A 14,171-nucleotide genomic window follows, 5' to 3' on the forward strand; every position below is an offset into this window, starting at 1 on the left:
CCCTCCGGTTTTTCTATTTCTCGATAAGGCATACCGCGTAGGCGACTACGCCCTCTTCCCTGCCTATAAAGCCCATTTGCTCATTGGTGGTCGCTTTTATAGAAATATCATCAATAGACATTCCAATTGCTTCCGCTATATTCTTTTGCATCTGGGGAATATGGGGATTAATTTTTGGCGCTTCCAGGCAAAGCATTGCATCGATATTACCAATCTGCCATCCCTTGTCTTTAAGAAGCTTTACACTTTCCTTTAGGAGGATCAGACTGCTTATTCCTTTCCACTGAGGGTCGGTATTCTTAAAATGAAAGCCAATGTCTCTTAAATTCGCAGCGCCTAACAAGGCGTCGCAAATTGCATGGAGCAAAACATCTGCATCGGAATGGCCAAAAGCTCCTTTATGATGTTCCAGATGAACTCCGCCTACTACAAATGGGTGATTATCCTTTAACTGATGCACATCGAACCCAAACCCTACTTTAATTTTCATTTGTTAAATTATGTTGTTATATACTGTTATTTGGCATCGCCAAAATTGAAAAGCAATGTAAAGCGTAATGTATTTGCCAATGGACTCTTTTGTGCATTGGCCGCCAGATACGCAAAATCGATATTGAAGACATTGTATTTTAATCCGGCACCAAGTGTAAAATATCTTCTATCACCCTTTTGCGGGTTCTCATAAAAATACCCGGCTCTTAGCGCAAACTGCTGGTTGTACCAATACTCCACGCCTGCAGCGATATTAACTTCCCTTAATTCTTCTGAAAATCCTCCCGGAGCGTCGCTAAATGAACCAAATATTCCAGATGGTACCGAGCGATCAGGATCCTTTCCCGCTAAGATCCTTCCATTTTCATCATATATTGGTTGAGTTGGCACCAGAAGCTTGTTAAAATCAAGCGCAAAAGTAAACTGATTGTAATCGTCGATTAAAAAGGTTGAGGCTCCTCCTATTTTAAAGTTTGTGGGCAGAAAGTTCTTTTCCCCACCCTGTACATAGCTGATTTTTGTTCCAATATTTGAGATGTTAATTCCGGCGGAGAGGATCGCATCTTTACCCAGGAAAATAGTCGGTTTTTTGTAATATGCAGAAACATCAACTGCAATTGCTGAGCCAGCCTGCGTTTGCTGTCCTGCTGCAAACTGACCTGACAACAAATTGGAATAAATGTATCTCAATGAGGTACCTAGTGAAAACGAGCTGCCAAATCTTCTGGCATAGGTTACGTCCAATGCTAGTTCATTTGGACTATAAACTCCTAGATCTTGCTGGTTAATGTCTACGAACTGTATTTCACCCAAAGAAAAATACCTTAAAGAGCTCCCCAGGGTACTCTGGTCATCAAGTTTATAAAACCCACTTAAATAGGCCAGATTAATATCAGGAACCAGGCTTTTTAACCAAGGACTATAAGAAGCGGAAAATCCATATGGTTTATCTAAAAAAGCTAGTTTAGAAGGGTTTATACTCATTGAGTTTGCATCCGGAGCAATTGCCACTCCAGCATCTCCCATGCCTCCGATCCGGGCATCAGGAGTAATCAACAAAAAAGGGACCGCTGTAATGATATTATTTGGAACACTTCCATTTGTTTGGGTACCTGGCTGTACTTCTTGGGCAAACAGTCCTGTAGCAACTGTTGCCAGCGAAAAAATGCTTAATGCAGTTTTTACAGTGTACCTTAAATTCATGCGTCCCGTATAATTAATACTATTGCACGCAAGTTAACATAGTGCTGCTAAATTTCAAAGTATTCCCCCGGTTTACAAAGCATTTGAATAATATCCTACCTGAAAACTCTGTTCGGAGATAATTTGTTTCAATTTTATAAAAAAAGTTTTTTTGGAGCGAACACCTTTTTTTGTGTAGTTTTAACCTTTAGAGTAACTATTTGCGCAATCCAATGAAAAAATCATACCTATACTCGCTTGCATATCTCGCACTTGTAGCCTCCCTTGTCTCCTGTAAATCTAAATCAGGAACTTCGGACAAGACAGGATTAGCCTATAATAAAAAGGAATATGGAGGATTTCAGGTCAACAATAAATTCAAAAGAGGACCCGGTCCCGGCCTGGTCGAAATTGAAGGCGGTGTTTTTGTAATGAGTGGTAGCGCAATAAATGTTGCAGGACAAGAACTAAGCGATTACAACCATAAAAGAGAAACTACTGTTTCTTCTTTTTATATGGATGAAACGGAAGTTTCGAACACGAACTGGCTGGAATACCTAAATTGGATAAGAACCAATTATCCAACTGATTACGAATATTATTATAACGAAATACCCGACACCTTGGTTTGGCGAAGACCGTTATCATACAATGAACCTTATGTGGACAATTATTTAAGGCACCCTGCCTACCAGGATTATCCGGTAGTTGGGGTTACCTGGGAACAGGCGTCAAGGTATTGTGACTGGAGAACTGATCGGGTGAACGAATTGCTCCTCAGGGATCAGGGTTATATGACGAGCTTTAAAGACATAAACGGGGATACCAGAAGCGGTGTTGCCGAGGCAAGCGAAAGACCGACAGCACCTTTTAATACGGAAACCTACCTAAGTGGCCAGCATAATGATAAAGGTAAAAAGGCGATGAAAGATCTAAGCCCTACCAGTGCTAAAGCTGCCGATGCCGGCGCGAATGGGAAAGGTGCAACCAGAACGGTAAGACTGGAAGACGGGATTTTAAAACAACCGTATCGCCTGCCAACTGAAGCCGAATGGGAATATGCTGCACTTGGATTAATTGGCAATACGGAGTACGAAAACATTCATGAAAACAAAATTTATCCATGGAATGGGCTGGGGTTAAGCTCTGCAAAGAAAAAAACCCGTGGTTTGATATTAGCCAACTTCAAAAGAACAAAAGGTGACTATATGGGTGTTGGAGGTTCTTTAAATGACAAAGGCGGGCTAACCGTTCCGGTAAGATCTTACACGCCAAATGATTTCGGCTTGTACAATATGGCTGGAAATGTAAATGAATGGGTTGCGGATGTTTATCGCTCCAAAACTTTTGAGGCTGCCGATGCGTTTAACCCTTACAGAGGAAACTTTTATGAGGATAAAAAAATAGCCGATCCCAGTACCGGAAGGATAGAAATAGACAAACACAACCGTCCTGTGATGACTGCAGCTGTATCGGCAAGAAAACAAACATGGGCGGAAAAACAAGCCGCTGCGAGTAAACCTGCAGATTCTGTGAATACTTACGCCGATCAAAGAGGGTACCGTGACAAGGCAAATGACCTGTATGGTGAAATTACACTTATTACGGATAAATCCAGGGTATATAAGGGTGGATCATGGGATGACCAGGCCATGTGGTTAAATCCTGCAACCAGAAGATTCCTTCAACAGGATGAATCAACAGCCGACATTGGCTTCAGGTGTGCAATGACAATGCTTGGTGCCTCTGAAATTAGATCTATGGGAAAACCGCAATTCAAGACTAAACCGCAAAAGGCCTTTAAAGCTGGCAAGAGATAAACATATTTTTATTTTGATATAACAAAAACGGGGGTCATGTGGCCCCCGTTTTTGTTTATTGAAATTGTATCAATATTTCATTTTTCTCTACCTTGTCTGCCTTATTGATGAGGATCTTCTTAATCATTCCCGAAGCTGGAGATTTAATAACATTTTCCATTTTCATGGCCTCCAGCACCAGTAAGCTATCTCCTTTGCTCACCTGTTGCCCCTCAGTAACCAAAACACTCAAAACCAGGCCTGGCATAGGGGCTTTAATTTCACTAACCTTATTGGCCAAAGCACTATCCATGCCCAATTGCTTAAGTAACTGATCATATTGATCTTCCATTGCGATGGTATAGGTAGTTCCATTTACCTTGATGACACTTGTTTTATCAGCTTTACTTTCGGAGACGACCTCTATGTTGTAGGATTTATTATTGTAGATCACGTGAGTATGGTTATTCCCCAAACTTCTTGGATCTAAAGTTACTTCCAAACCATTAACACTCATTGAATTATTGTTTATTTCGACATTGAAATTGTAGTGTTCGTTGACTTTTACCTTCATAACTATTGTGTTAATGCGTATTGAATTAAATTTGCGCCCATTTTAAGCGCGCTGGAGCGCTTATCCTGAGTATCTCCAGGGTAAGTTCCATAATCCTCCCATCCATTCCCCAAATCGCATTCATAAGTGTAATAACAAACGATGCGTCCTTCCCAGATTAATGCAAAACCCTGAGGTCTTTTATTGTCGTGTTCATGGATCTTGGGCAGGCCATTGGGAAACTTAAATTTTTGATTGTATATCTGATGATTGGCTGGTAATTCTGTGAATGTTAATTCAGGGAATACTTTCTTCATTTCTTTACGGATAAACTTATCCAGTCCGTAGTTATCATCAATGTGTAAGAAGCCGCCACCGATTAAGTATTTACGGAGGTTACTGGCTTCAGCACCACTAAAAACGACATTCCCATGTCCTGTAAGGTATACGAATGGGTAATTAAATATTTCTGCACTTCCAACCTCAACAATTTCCTCCTGCGGGGCAAAGTTTGTTTGCAGGTTCTTGTTACAAAAGTCGATAAGGTTGGGAAGTGCGGTTCTATTGGCATACCAATCGCCACCACCATTATATTTTAGTTTTGCTAATTTATAAGTAGGGGAATAAAAGCTTGAGCATATCAAAATTATTCCGGCGAAAAAAAGGGGTTTAAACTTCATCGATTTAAATAATTCACCTCAAAACAGGCCGCTAAAGCAGCGGTTTCTGTTCTCAGCCGTGTATTACCTAAAGTTAAGGGTTTATAGCCATTCTGCAAAGCCAAATCAATTTCCATCGGTGTAAAATCACCTTCTGGTCCGATCAGGATGGTATAATGCTGATGAGGTTCAGCAATTTGACTGATGTACTGCCTGGAAGACTCATCAATGCAATGCGCTATCATCCTATTAGTGGTATTTTCTATTTTTAAGAAATCGGAAAAGTTTATCTGAGGATTAACTATAGGATGATAGGCTTGAAGGGATTGCTTCACAGCAGAAGTAACGACCTTAACCAACCGGTCTTCTTTAACTACACGACGCTCAGAACGATCACAAATTATTGGCGTGATCTCTTCTATCCCTATTTCAGTCGCTTTTTCCAGAAACCATTCTAATCGATCTATGTTTTTAGTTGGTGCAATAGCAATATGCAGCCGATGATTCCGCTTGTTGTAGTTATGGGTTGCTTCCAGAACTTTTAGTTCAACGTTTCTCTTTGTCTGGCCTACAATTGCAGCCTTGTAAAGTCCTCCAACGCCATCAATAAGGTAAACTTCGGCACCAATATTTAATCTTAAAACCTTTATGCAATGCCTGCTTTCATCCTCATTTAAGACATAATCATCAGAAATGATGTCTGGTGTATAAAAAACATGCATTACAAAGTAGATTAATGGTTGTCGACCATATCACTCTTGCTAATCACGAGCTCCAGTTTTATGGTTTCTATATTCTGTTCTGTTTTCTTTAAGATCGTAAATAAATACCCATAACATTCTTCGCTATCACCTACTTCAGGGATCTTTCCAAATGCATGAGACACAAGCCCTCCTACTGTATCAAAATCCTCATCTTCGGGCAGATCATGAGGTAAATGCTCATTTACATCATAAACAGTTGCATAAGCATTAATGATAAATTCTGTATCAGATATTTTTTCAACAGTTGGTTTTTCCTCATCATACTCGTCCTGTATCTCACCAACAATCTCCTCTACGATATCTTCCAGCGTTACCATTCCGGCTGTACCGCCGAATTCGTCAATGACAATAGCAATTTGAATGCGCTTCTGTTGAAGTTCACTTAGCAGGTCATTTATTTTCTTTGTTTCAGGTACAAAATATGGCTTCCTGATAATATCACTTAAAGACCATTCTTTATTACCCGCCAATAATGGGAGAATATCCTTTGCGTGAACAATTCCGATAATCTTATCGATAATGTCATCATAAACAGGCATCCTTGAATATCCTTCGCCAATTATTGTTTCTACAACTTCCTGTTTAGGTGTAGATAATTCAATTCCAGAAATTTTGGTTCTTGGAACCATGATATTTTTAACAACTCGCTCATTAAAATCAAAAACGTTTTTAATCAGTTCGTGTTCATTGGTATCCAGCGCGCCACTTTCTTTACCCTGATCCAATAAATAATACAACTCTTCTGTACTGTGTACTGATTCATGTCCACCTACATTGGAAATACCAAACAGCTTAAGGATTATATTAGCCAGGCCGTTTAAAACCCATATAAAAGGTCTGAATAGCCAATAGAATGCCTGAAGGGGAACAGCAATGAATAATGTTGTAGCCACAGGTCTTTGTATTGCTACCGACTTTGGTGCCAATTCTCCAAATACGATGTGCATTACCGTAATAAATAGAAATGCAATAAACGTAGATATAGAGGTAATGTAAACCTCTGATAAATTAAAGTTAATCAGCGCATCGTGAACAATGTTATGCATCACAGATTCACCGACCCAACCCAAACCAAGAGAGGCAAGCGTAATACCCAGCTGTGTTGCGGCTAAATAGCCATCAAGATGCTGGGTAATGTATTTTGCGATATTTGCAACCCTACTTCCGGATTTCGCTTTAATTTCAATTTGCGAGGCCCTAACCTTTACAATTGCAAATTCTGCTGCAACGAAAAATCCGTTCAGCGCTACTAAGAAGAATGTTAAAAATATCTTGAGACCTTCCATTAAGAATTCTTATTTCTAAACTTTTCGTCATAGAGAGCAATGCTTTCCTGTATGACTTTATGTGCATATCTTACACCCAACAGATGTTCGATAGTTACTTTCTTTTCTTCCAGTGCTTTATAATCCTGGAAGAACTTAACGATTTCTTTCATTGTATGCGGAGGCAGATCAGCCAAATCATTAATGTAATTAACCGACATATCGTTTTTAGCTACCGCAATGATTTTATCATCTTGTTCGCCGTTATCTACCATATGCATTACGCCGATAACTTTCGCCTCGATAATTGACAATGGATAAACATCCACTGAGCATAACACCAAAATATCAAGAGGGTCATTATCATCGCAATAGGTTTGTGGAATAAACCCATAATTAGCGGGGTACATCACTGAAGAGAATAATACTCTATCTAATTTAATCAGATTAGACTCTTTATCAATTTCATATTTCGCTTTTGAACCTTTTGGAATTTCTATAATGGCATTAACAATTTCAGGTAAATTATCGCCTGGAGAAACGCTGTGCCATGGATGATGATCGTAATTATTCATTTTTTATTTTATTGTTCTGTATTTGTTGTTTCTTTATCTGTGTTATTTACCACCTTCTTTTTCACGAACGTGATGATAAGCGGAATGGTCGTAACAATAATAAAGCCTATAATTATGTATAATAAATAATCGGTTATTTCTTTTTCAAATCTTTTACCTAAGAAATAACCAAGCAAAGTTAAGGAAGCTATCCATAATATTGCACCTGCAATGTTATATAATGCAAATCTCTTAAAATCTAGTTTAACTACGCCAGCAAAAATCGGGGCAAAAGTCCTGACGATCGGAACAAATCTTCCCATTATTAAAGCAAAAGCTCCCTGTTTGTTGTAATATTCCTCGGCAGCTTTCAAATAACGCTTTTTAAAGAAGAAAGTGTCCTTCCTATGATAGAGTACAGGGCCCGTCTTTCGACCAAACCAATACCCGGTAAAATTACCTGAAATGGCAGAAAGGCATAAACCCAGGATAAGCACGTAGATATTTACATCCAACTTTCCTGTTGCTACAAACATGCCCGCAAGAAATAAAAGGTAATCGCCTGGTAGGAAGAACCCAAAAAATAAACCAGTTTCAGCAAAAATAACGAACATTACAACATAAAAACCACCTTCTTTAAGTAATTTTTCAGGGTCGATAAAATGCTGTAATGAGGTCCAGAAATCTTGCATAGTTCAATTACTCGTAAAACTACAAATAATTATCTAGAGAAATGGTTATATCAAATTTAAAATTACCGCAGGGTATACCCCTAAAAATAATGTAATTACAACTGAAAAAATCAATACTGCTTTGTATTGAAGCGGTACTTCCAGCTCAATTTCATTACCCTCTTTAAAGTACATGGCCACGATTACTTTAAAATAATAGTAAAAGCCAACCAAGGCATTTAAAATAGCGAATGCAACAAGAAGGATCTGATACTCTCCCATTACATTCAGAAACATTAAATACTTCCCGATAAATCCTGCTGTTAGCGGTATACCGGCCAGCGATAACATCGCTATTGTGAGCACCAAAGCAGTTAGTGGATTGCGTTTAGCCAGTCCGTTAAAGCTGTCAAAATGATCATTACCTGTTTTCTGTTTAACCATAATTAGCACCGCAAACGCAATGATACTGGCAAAAGTATAAGCTGCTGCATAAACCAATACATTATTTGATGAGTTTGCAGACAAGGTTACTAACGAAAACAATAAGTAACCTGCATGAGATATACTCGAATAGGCAAGCATTCTTTTAAAGTTCTTTTGAAATAAGGCAGTAACATTTCCAATAAACAATGTAATACAAACAATTGCAACTAGTGGTGGTAGCCAGAAATCATGAAGCGGAGCAAAAGTATCAGCAAACAGGCGTAAAAAGGCAGCAAAACCTGCAGTTTTCACTACTGTGGACATAAAAGTTGTAATCAAAGTCGGCGCACCCTCATATACGTCCGGTGTCCAAAAGTGAAACGGTGCAGCTCCTACTTTAAAGCTCAATCCTATTAACATCAGAATTACACCCGGATAAAACATCGGGGAGATGGATTTGTAATTGCCCACTAAATACTGATTAATGGTCTCCAAATCGAACGAGCCTGTCGCACCATAAATCAAGGTAATGCCAAATAGTAAGAATCCTGTTGAGAATGCTCCCATTAAAAAGTACTTCAATGAAGCCTCATTAGATGCAAAGTTACTTTTCCGAATACCCGCAAGTATATATAAACAAACAGACATAATCTCAATGCCAATAAACAACATGGACATGTTCTTGTAAGAAACCATGATGATGATACCTGCCAGTGCAAATAATATTAGTGTGAAATATTCAGCAATATTTTCACTATCCGCTGCAAAATAATTTTGTGTAAGTAGAAATACAAACAATGTACCCAGGATGGTTATACCTGAAAAAGCCAATGCAAAATTATCCATCTGCATCATGCCAAAATAGGTCTGATTAGTGTTCCATGAAGTAGCAACAAAAGCCAGTGAAATAAGCAATCCAATAAGAGTAATGGGTAATAATGCTTTTTTAGCCTTAAACAAACCTGCGTAAAGCACTACTAAAGCTGTAACAGTAATTGTTATTATGATATTCATTTGCTTAGTTTACCGATGTTAATTTTTGTGTTACTTGTTCTATTAAATGCTGCACTGATGCTTCAGACAATTGCAGAATTGGTTTTGGATAAACGCCTAATACAATAATTAGTGCGCAAATGATATATAGTACTATCCTTTCCGAACCTTTAACGTCTGTAAAGGTAATTGTTAAATCATTCGTTTTGCCCAGCATAATGTTCTGGTACATCCTGAACATATAAACTGCCCCGAATATAATTGTTAATCCTGCAAAAACAGCTAACCAGATATTGTACTGATACACGCCTATCAGCAACAGGAATTCTCCTATAAAGCCGTTGGTTCCAGGTAATGCAACCGTTCCAAGAACGATGATCAAAGCCGTAATTGCCAATACTGGTGCCTGTTTGGCGATTCCACCCAATTCACTTATTCTATTTGTTTTCAAACGGCTTGAAACAATGTCAAGCACAAAAAACAAACCTACCACATTGATACCGTGACTAAGCATCTGAATCATTGCACCCTGCATGCCCTGTGTATTCAACGCAAAAATACCTGCACTGATTAGGCCAACGTGGGCAATTGAAGAATAAGCCACCAAACGCTTTGCGTCTTTTTGTGTAAATGCGATAATTGATGCATATACGATTCCTATAACAGACAGTATAATTGCAACATGACCCCAATCCTGAACTCCGGAAGGAACTATAGGCAACAACCAGCGGATAACCCCGTAAATACCCATTTTAAGCATGATACCCGCCAATAACATAGTACCGGCAGCAGGAGCTTCGGTATATGTATTTGGCTGCCAGGTATGGAAGGGGAATACAGGCATCTTAATTGCAAAAGCAATAAAGAAAGCCCAAAATATCCAGCCCTGTTGTGTTGCATCCAAATTAAGATTATAGAACGCCTGGATATCAAAATTATGCGCAGGGTTCTGTAAGTACAGGTAAATCAATCCCAGGAGCATAAATAACGAACCCGCTATGGTATAAACAAAGAATTTCATGTTTACCTTAATACGATCTTTTCCGCCCCAAACTGCACAGATAAAGTAAATCGGAATTAATGCTGCTTCCCAGCCAATATAGAACAAGAAAGCATCAAGAGCGGTAAATACGATTAACAATCCGCTTTGCATGAAAAGAATTAAAGCAAAGAATGCATTTGAACTTTTGTAGCTATGCTGGTAACTTGCCAATATGATTAATGGTATTAACACGTTGGTCAATAGTATTGTAATCATACTTATTCCGTCGACACCAGCGTGGAAATTTATCCCAAGATCATGAATCCAGGAGTAGTTTACCACAAATTGGGTGCTGGCATCAGGTGTAAAATTACATACCATCGCCAATGCAAAACCTAAAGAGACAATTGCCGAAACCAATGCCACATGCTTTGCTGCATTTCCGGAAAGAGCGGTAACCAAGGCACCTAGCAATGGTAAGAATATAAGAAGTAGTAAAAGTTGTTCCATTATGTTTTCTTGAACGATCTTTTATAGAGATAAATAAGTATACAATAACAATGAGATGATTCCTACCACCATCATAAAAATATAAAACCCAACATTGCCGGATTGTATTAAACGCAAACCTTTACTGGCTTCGGTAGTTCCCCAGCCTAAGCTGTTCACAATACCATCAACGATCTTATTATCTACGATTTTGTAGAAGAATACTGAAATTGCATCCAAAGGTTTTCTAATTAATGCATCATATATCTCATCAAAATAAAATTTATGGTAAGACAGGTTTGCCAGCACAGAACGTTTAGCTTCATCTGAAGCCGGTATGTGATTTTGTTTGATGTATTTGCCATATGCTATTGCAATAGAGATTAAAACACCAACCACAGAAACTGCCATAAGGATATATTCAGTAGCGTGATCCGGTGATTCCCCGGTATGCTTAATTACCGGAGAAAGCCAATGTGATAACCAATGATTTCCGCCCAAAGCCTCAGGCACACCAATGATACCACCAAGGGCTGACAATACCGCCAACACGATCAAAGGAATTGTCATTGATTTAGGTGATTCATGAATTTTTTCTTCGGCATGATGCGTTCCGCGATATTTACCGTAAAAAGTAAGGAACAACATCCTGAACATATAAAATGCAGTAAGAAACGCGCCAAACACTGCAATTCCCCACATTACTTTATCGTGCAGGTACACATGTGCCAAAATCTCGTCTTTAGAGAAGAATCCAGAAAAAGGAGGAAGCCCTGCTATAGCAATGGTACCAATAAGCATTGTGATAAAAGTTACAGGTAGTTTTTTACGTAAACCGCCCATATGTCTCATATCTTGTTCGTGATGTAAGGCATGAATAACAGATCCTGCACACAAGAATAATAATGCTTTGAAGAATGCGTGAGTAATCACATGGAAGAAAGCTCCATTATATGCGCCAACACCTAAACCTAAAAACATGTATCCCAATTGTGATACAGTAGAATAAGCAAGTACTTTTTTGATATCTGTTTGCGTGAGTGCAATAATTGCCGCTACAATAGCGGTAGCAAGGCCAACGATGGCAATTACGTGTTGAATTAAAGGGGCCAAATCAAAGATCAGGTTAGATCTGGCGATCATATAGATACCGGCAGTAACCATGGTTGCGGCATGTATTAAGGCTGAAACAGGTGTTGGTCCAGCCATCGCATCAGGTAACCAGGTAAAAAGAGGTAGCTGAGCAGATTTACCGCAGGCTCCGATAAATAACAACAATGCGATAAGCGCTATGGTTGTGTTTCCAGGGAGCATATTAGCTGCCTGAGGAAATATTTTAGAAAACTCTACACTTCCGAAAGTAGTGAAGATAAAGAATACACCCAGCAAAAAGCCCAGATCACCGATACGGTTCATCACAAAAGCCTTTTTAGCTGCAGAAGCATAGCTACTATTTGTATACCAAAACCCGATCAGAAGGTAAGAGCATAACCCAACCCCTTCCCATCCAATGAACATTACGATGTAGTTTGATCCCAATACCAGTAAAAGCATAAAAAAGATAAACAGGTTCAGGTAGCTAAAAAACTTACCGAATCCTTCATCGCTATGCATATATCCGATTGAGTAGATATGGATCAGAAACCCTACTCCGGTAACAATAAGTAGCATTATAGCACTTAACGGGTCTACCAGAAAAGATACCGGAATATGTAACGCACCGGCATTTATCCAATCAAAAAGAAAAATTTCATGAGATTTATTTGCGTCTGCACCTAAGGCCAGAAATATACCAACACTGATCGCAAAAGAAACAAAAATAACACTGCTTCCTATAAAACCAATAAGGCTTTTAGATAATGTGTTTCTTCCCAAGCCATTGATTATAAAACCAATCAGAGGAATCAACGGAACCAGCCAAACTAAATCTATTATCATTTTTTATCTATACTTAATATTACCACTTAAGGCGATTCAACACATTAATATCTACTGACTGTGTATTTCTATACACCATCACAATAATACTTAAGCCCACCGCAACCTCTGCAGCAGCTAAAGCCATTATGAAAAACACAAAAACCTGTCCGGATGGATCATTGTTATGCACTGAAAAAGCTGTTAGCAGCAAATTAACTGCATTCAGCATCAATTCAACCGACATAAATATAACTATAGCGTTTCTGCGGGTTAATACTCCAATAACGCCAATGGTGAAAATAATAGCACTTAGCCAGATGTAGTGGTTAAGTGGTACGCCCTGCAATTGTTGAGTCATGTTCTCCACTATACTTTTTCTTTTTTAGTTAACAATACTGCACCAACCATCGCAGAAAGCAATAAGATTGATGAAAGTTCAAAGGGCAACATAAAAGGGCCGAACAATTCCTTGCCCAGATTTTTCAGTAAGCCCAAATTAGGATTTCTTAAAATCACCGGATCAGACACTGCAGTAGCCTTTAGGGATCCAACCAAAGTAACCACAAGACAGCATCCTGCGATCACACCGACAACTTTTACTGCTCCTGATTTTAACGGCTCGTTATCCTTATTGAGGTTCAGTAACATCAGCACAAAAAGGAATAGAACCATAATTGCACCCATGTAAACAATGAAATTTACCACAGCCAAAAACTGTGCGTTTAACAGAATGTAGTGAACCGTAAATGTGAAGAATGTAACAATCAGATAAAGCACACTATGCACCGGGTTTTTTGAAAAAATAACCATCAGTGAAAAGATCACGCTTAATGTTGCTACGAAATAGAATACTGAAGTACCCATTATCTATGTTTAAACTGTTTATATTAAAAGGCCCTTAACAGGCATTGTATACTAAATTACTATTTATTCAATGGTTGCTCTACCAATTTATCCTTCCCGTAAATAAAATCTTTACGAAGATAATCGGCAGGTACGATTGGGCCATCCAGGTAGATTGCTTCTTTTGGACAGGCTTCTTCACATAAACCACAGAAAATGCAGCGCAACATATTAATTTCATATACTGCAGCATACTTCTCTTCCCTATAGAGTTCCTTTTCTTCAGGCTTGCGTTCTGCAGCAATCATAGTGATCGCTTCAGCCGGGCAGGACAGCGCACACAACCCACAAGCAGTACAACGCTCTCTTCCCTGCTCATCTCTTTTCAAAGAATGCATCCCTCTAAAGTTGGTTGAGAATTCTCTTTCAACTTCAGGGTATCTTATGGTAGCCTCTTTTTTAAATAGGTGGCTAATTGTAACAGACAAACCTTTGGCTATTGCAGGCAGATACATTCGTTCTGCAAACGTTAATGGTTTTTGTTCTAATACTTTCTTTTTACTGGTTAATGGTTCCATT

The 14,171-nt window shown here is 38.8% G+C and carries 15 protein-coding genes; 1 reads left to right on the forward strand and 14 read right to left on the reverse strand.

Annotation, left to right across the window (positions count from 1 at the left end; genetic code table 11):
• Positions 1 to 13: 13 nt before the first annotated feature.
• Positions 14 to 490, reverse strand: coding sequence for a 2-C-methyl-D-erythritol 2,4-cyclodiphosphate synthase (gene ispF, locus AC1DDK_RS17945; RefSeq protein ID WP_172662128.1), 477 nt, complete (start codon positions 488 to 490; stop codon positions 14 to 16).
• 26 nt (positions 491 to 516) lie between these two features.
• Positions 517 to 1,695 carry a type IX secretion system outer membrane channel protein PorV gene (gene porV, locus AC1DDK_RS17950; protein ID WP_337716948.1) on the reverse strand — a complete coding sequence of 393 codons (1,179 nt, stop codon included), beginning with the start codon at positions 1,693 to 1,695 and terminating at the stop codon, positions 517 to 519.
• Positions 1,696 to 1,907: 212 nt separating this feature from the next.
• Here porV and AC1DDK_RS17955 point away from each other — a divergent pair, with 212 nt between their 5' ends.
• Positions 1,908 to 3,494 (forward strand): SUMF1/EgtB/PvdO family nonheme iron enzyme, encoded by a 1,587-nt coding sequence (locus AC1DDK_RS17955; protein WP_288883470.1) that lies wholly within the window; start codon positions 1,908 to 1,910, stop codon positions 3,492 to 3,494.
• A 55-nt stretch (positions 3,495 to 3,549) separates the two neighbouring features.
• On the opposite strand, the gene AC1DDK_RS17960 is transcribed toward AC1DDK_RS17955, so the two are convergent.
• From AC1DDK_RS17960 to AC1DDK_RS18015, 12 genes are read right to left on the reverse strand one after another with little or no spacing between them, the layout of a single operon-like run.
• Complete coding sequence (locus AC1DDK_RS17960) at positions 3,550 to 4,047, reverse strand: acyl-CoA carboxylase biotin carboxyl carrier protein subunit (protein WP_337716950.1); 498 nt, start codon at positions 4,045 to 4,047, stop codon at positions 3,550 to 3,552.
• Between the two features lie 2 nt (positions 4,048 to 4,049).
• On the reverse strand, positions 4,050 to 4,706 hold the full coding sequence (locus AC1DDK_RS17965; protein ID WP_337716952.1) for a DUF4159 domain-containing protein: 657 nt from the start codon (positions 4,704 to 4,706) through the stop codon (positions 4,050 to 4,052).
• Positions 4,703 to 5,407 (reverse strand): 16S rRNA (uracil(1498)-N(3))-methyltransferase, encoded by a 705-nt coding sequence (locus AC1DDK_RS17970; protein ID WP_337716954.1) that lies wholly within the window; start codon positions 5,405 to 5,407, stop codon positions 4,703 to 4,705. The genes AC1DDK_RS17965 and AC1DDK_RS17970 overlap by 4 nt, the downstream gene beginning before the upstream one ends.
• Positions 5,408 to 5,418: 11 nt before the next feature.
• Complete coding sequence (locus AC1DDK_RS17975) at positions 5,419 to 6,735, reverse strand: hemolysin family protein (protein ID WP_337716956.1); 1,317 nt, start codon at positions 6,733 to 6,735, stop codon at positions 5,419 to 5,421.
• Positions 6,735 to 7,289, reverse strand: a complete 555-nt coding sequence (locus tag AC1DDK_RS17980) for an inorganic diphosphatase (RefSeq protein ID WP_048903407.1) — start codon at positions 7,287 to 7,289, stop codon at positions 6,735 to 6,737. Before AC1DDK_RS17980 ends, AC1DDK_RS17975 begins: the two co-directional genes overlap by 1 nt.
• 8 nt (positions 7,290 to 7,297) lie before the next feature.
• Positions 7,298 to 7,960, reverse strand: coding sequence for a DedA family protein (locus AC1DDK_RS17985; RefSeq protein WP_172662135.1), 663 nt, complete (start codon positions 7,958 to 7,960; stop codon positions 7,298 to 7,300).
• Positions 7,961 to 8,005: 45 nt separating this feature from the next.
• A complete protein-coding gene (locus tag AC1DDK_RS17990; protein ID WP_172662136.1) occupies positions 8,006 to 9,379 on the reverse strand; it encodes an NADH-quinone oxidoreductase subunit N in 1,374 nt (457 codons plus the stop codon).
• A 4-nt stretch (positions 9,380 to 9,383) separates the two neighbouring features.
• Positions 9,384 to 10,850, reverse strand: coding sequence for a complex I subunit 4 family protein (locus AC1DDK_RS17995; RefSeq protein WP_172662137.1), 1,467 nt, complete (start codon positions 10,848 to 10,850; stop codon positions 9,384 to 9,386).
• Between the two features lie 21 nt (positions 10,851 to 10,871).
• Positions 10,872 to 12,764, reverse strand: coding sequence for an NADH-quinone oxidoreductase subunit L (nuoL, locus tag AC1DDK_RS18000; protein WP_337717140.1), 1,893 nt, complete (start codon positions 12,762 to 12,764; stop codon positions 10,872 to 10,874).
• Positions 12,765 to 12,786: 22 nt separating this feature from the next.
• Entirely contained in the window at positions 12,787 to 13,107 is a 321-nt protein-coding gene (nuoK, locus tag AC1DDK_RS18005; RefSeq protein WP_216854440.1) for an NADH-quinone oxidoreductase subunit NuoK, read from the reverse strand.
• 8 nt (positions 13,108 to 13,115) lie between these two features.
• The gene (locus AC1DDK_RS18010) at positions 13,116 to 13,613 is read right to left on the reverse strand and encodes an NADH-quinone oxidoreductase subunit J family protein (protein ID WP_048903402.1); all 498 of its coding nucleotides are present in this window, start codon (positions 13,611 to 13,613) and stop codon (positions 13,116 to 13,118) included.
• A 59-nt stretch (positions 13,614 to 13,672) separates the two neighbouring features.
• Positions 13,673 to 14,170: a NuoI/complex I 23 kDa subunit family protein gene (locus AC1DDK_RS18015; RefSeq protein WP_048903401.1), complete on the reverse strand. Its 498-nt coding sequence runs from the start codon at positions 14,168 to 14,170 to the stop codon at positions 13,673 to 13,675.
• Position 14,171 lies beyond the last annotated feature (1 nt).

Source organism: Pedobacter sp. 05T44 (genome assembly GCF_056395985.1).

Excerpts from the sequence above, each read along its gene's own strand:
- AC1DDK_RS17990 (WP_172662136.1), bottom strand. The coding sequence starts at position 9,379 with ATGAATATCATAATAACAATTACTGTTACAGCTTTAGTAGTGCTTTAC.
- porV (WP_337716948.1), bottom strand. The coding sequence starts at position 1,695 with ATGAATTTAAGGTACACTGTAAAAACTGCATTAAGCATTTTTTCGCTG.
- ispF (WP_172662128.1), bottom strand. The coding sequence starts at position 490 with ATGAAAATTAAAGTAGGGTTTGGGTTCGATGTGCATCAGTTAAAGGAT.
- AC1DDK_RS17955 (WP_288883470.1), top strand. The coding sequence starts at position 1,908 with ATGAAAAAATCATACCTATACTCGCTTGCATATCTCGCACTTGTAGCC.
- AC1DDK_RS17970 (WP_337716954.1), bottom strand. The coding sequence starts at position 5,407 with ATGCATGTTTTTTATACACCAGACATCATTTCTGATGATTATGTCTTA.
- AC1DDK_RS17975 (WP_337716956.1), bottom strand. The coding sequence starts at position 6,735 with ATGGAAGGTCTCAAGATATTTTTAACATTCTTCTTAGTAGCGCTGAAC.
- AC1DDK_RS17985 (WP_172662135.1), bottom strand. The coding sequence starts at position 7,960 with ATGCAAGATTTCTGGACCTCATTACAGCATTTTATCGACCCTGAAAAA.
- nuoK (WP_216854440.1), bottom strand. The coding sequence starts at position 13,107 with ATGACTCAACAATTGCAGGGCGTACCACTTAACCACTACATCTGGCTA.
- AC1DDK_RS17980 (WP_048903407.1), bottom strand. The coding sequence starts at position 7,289 with ATGAATAATTACGATCATCATCCATGGCACAGCGTTTCTCCAGGCGAT.
- AC1DDK_RS18015 (WP_048903401.1), bottom strand. The coding sequence starts at position 14,170 with ATGGAACCATTAACCAGTAAAAAGAAAGTATTAGAACAAAAACCATTA.
- AC1DDK_RS18010 (WP_048903402.1), bottom strand. The coding sequence starts at position 13,613 with ATGGGTACTTCAGTATTCTATTTCGTAGCAACATTAAGCGTGATCTTT.
- AC1DDK_RS17965 (WP_337716952.1), bottom strand. The coding sequence starts at position 4,706 with ATGAAGTTTAAACCCCTTTTTTTCGCCGGAATAATTTTGATATGCTCA.
- AC1DDK_RS17960 (WP_337716950.1), bottom strand. The coding sequence starts at position 4,047 with ATGAAGGTAAAAGTCAACGAACACTACAATTTCAATGTCGAAATAAAC.
- AC1DDK_RS17995 (WP_172662137.1), bottom strand. The coding sequence starts at position 10,850 with ATGGAACAACTTTTACTACTTCTTATATTCTTACCATTGCTAGGTGCC.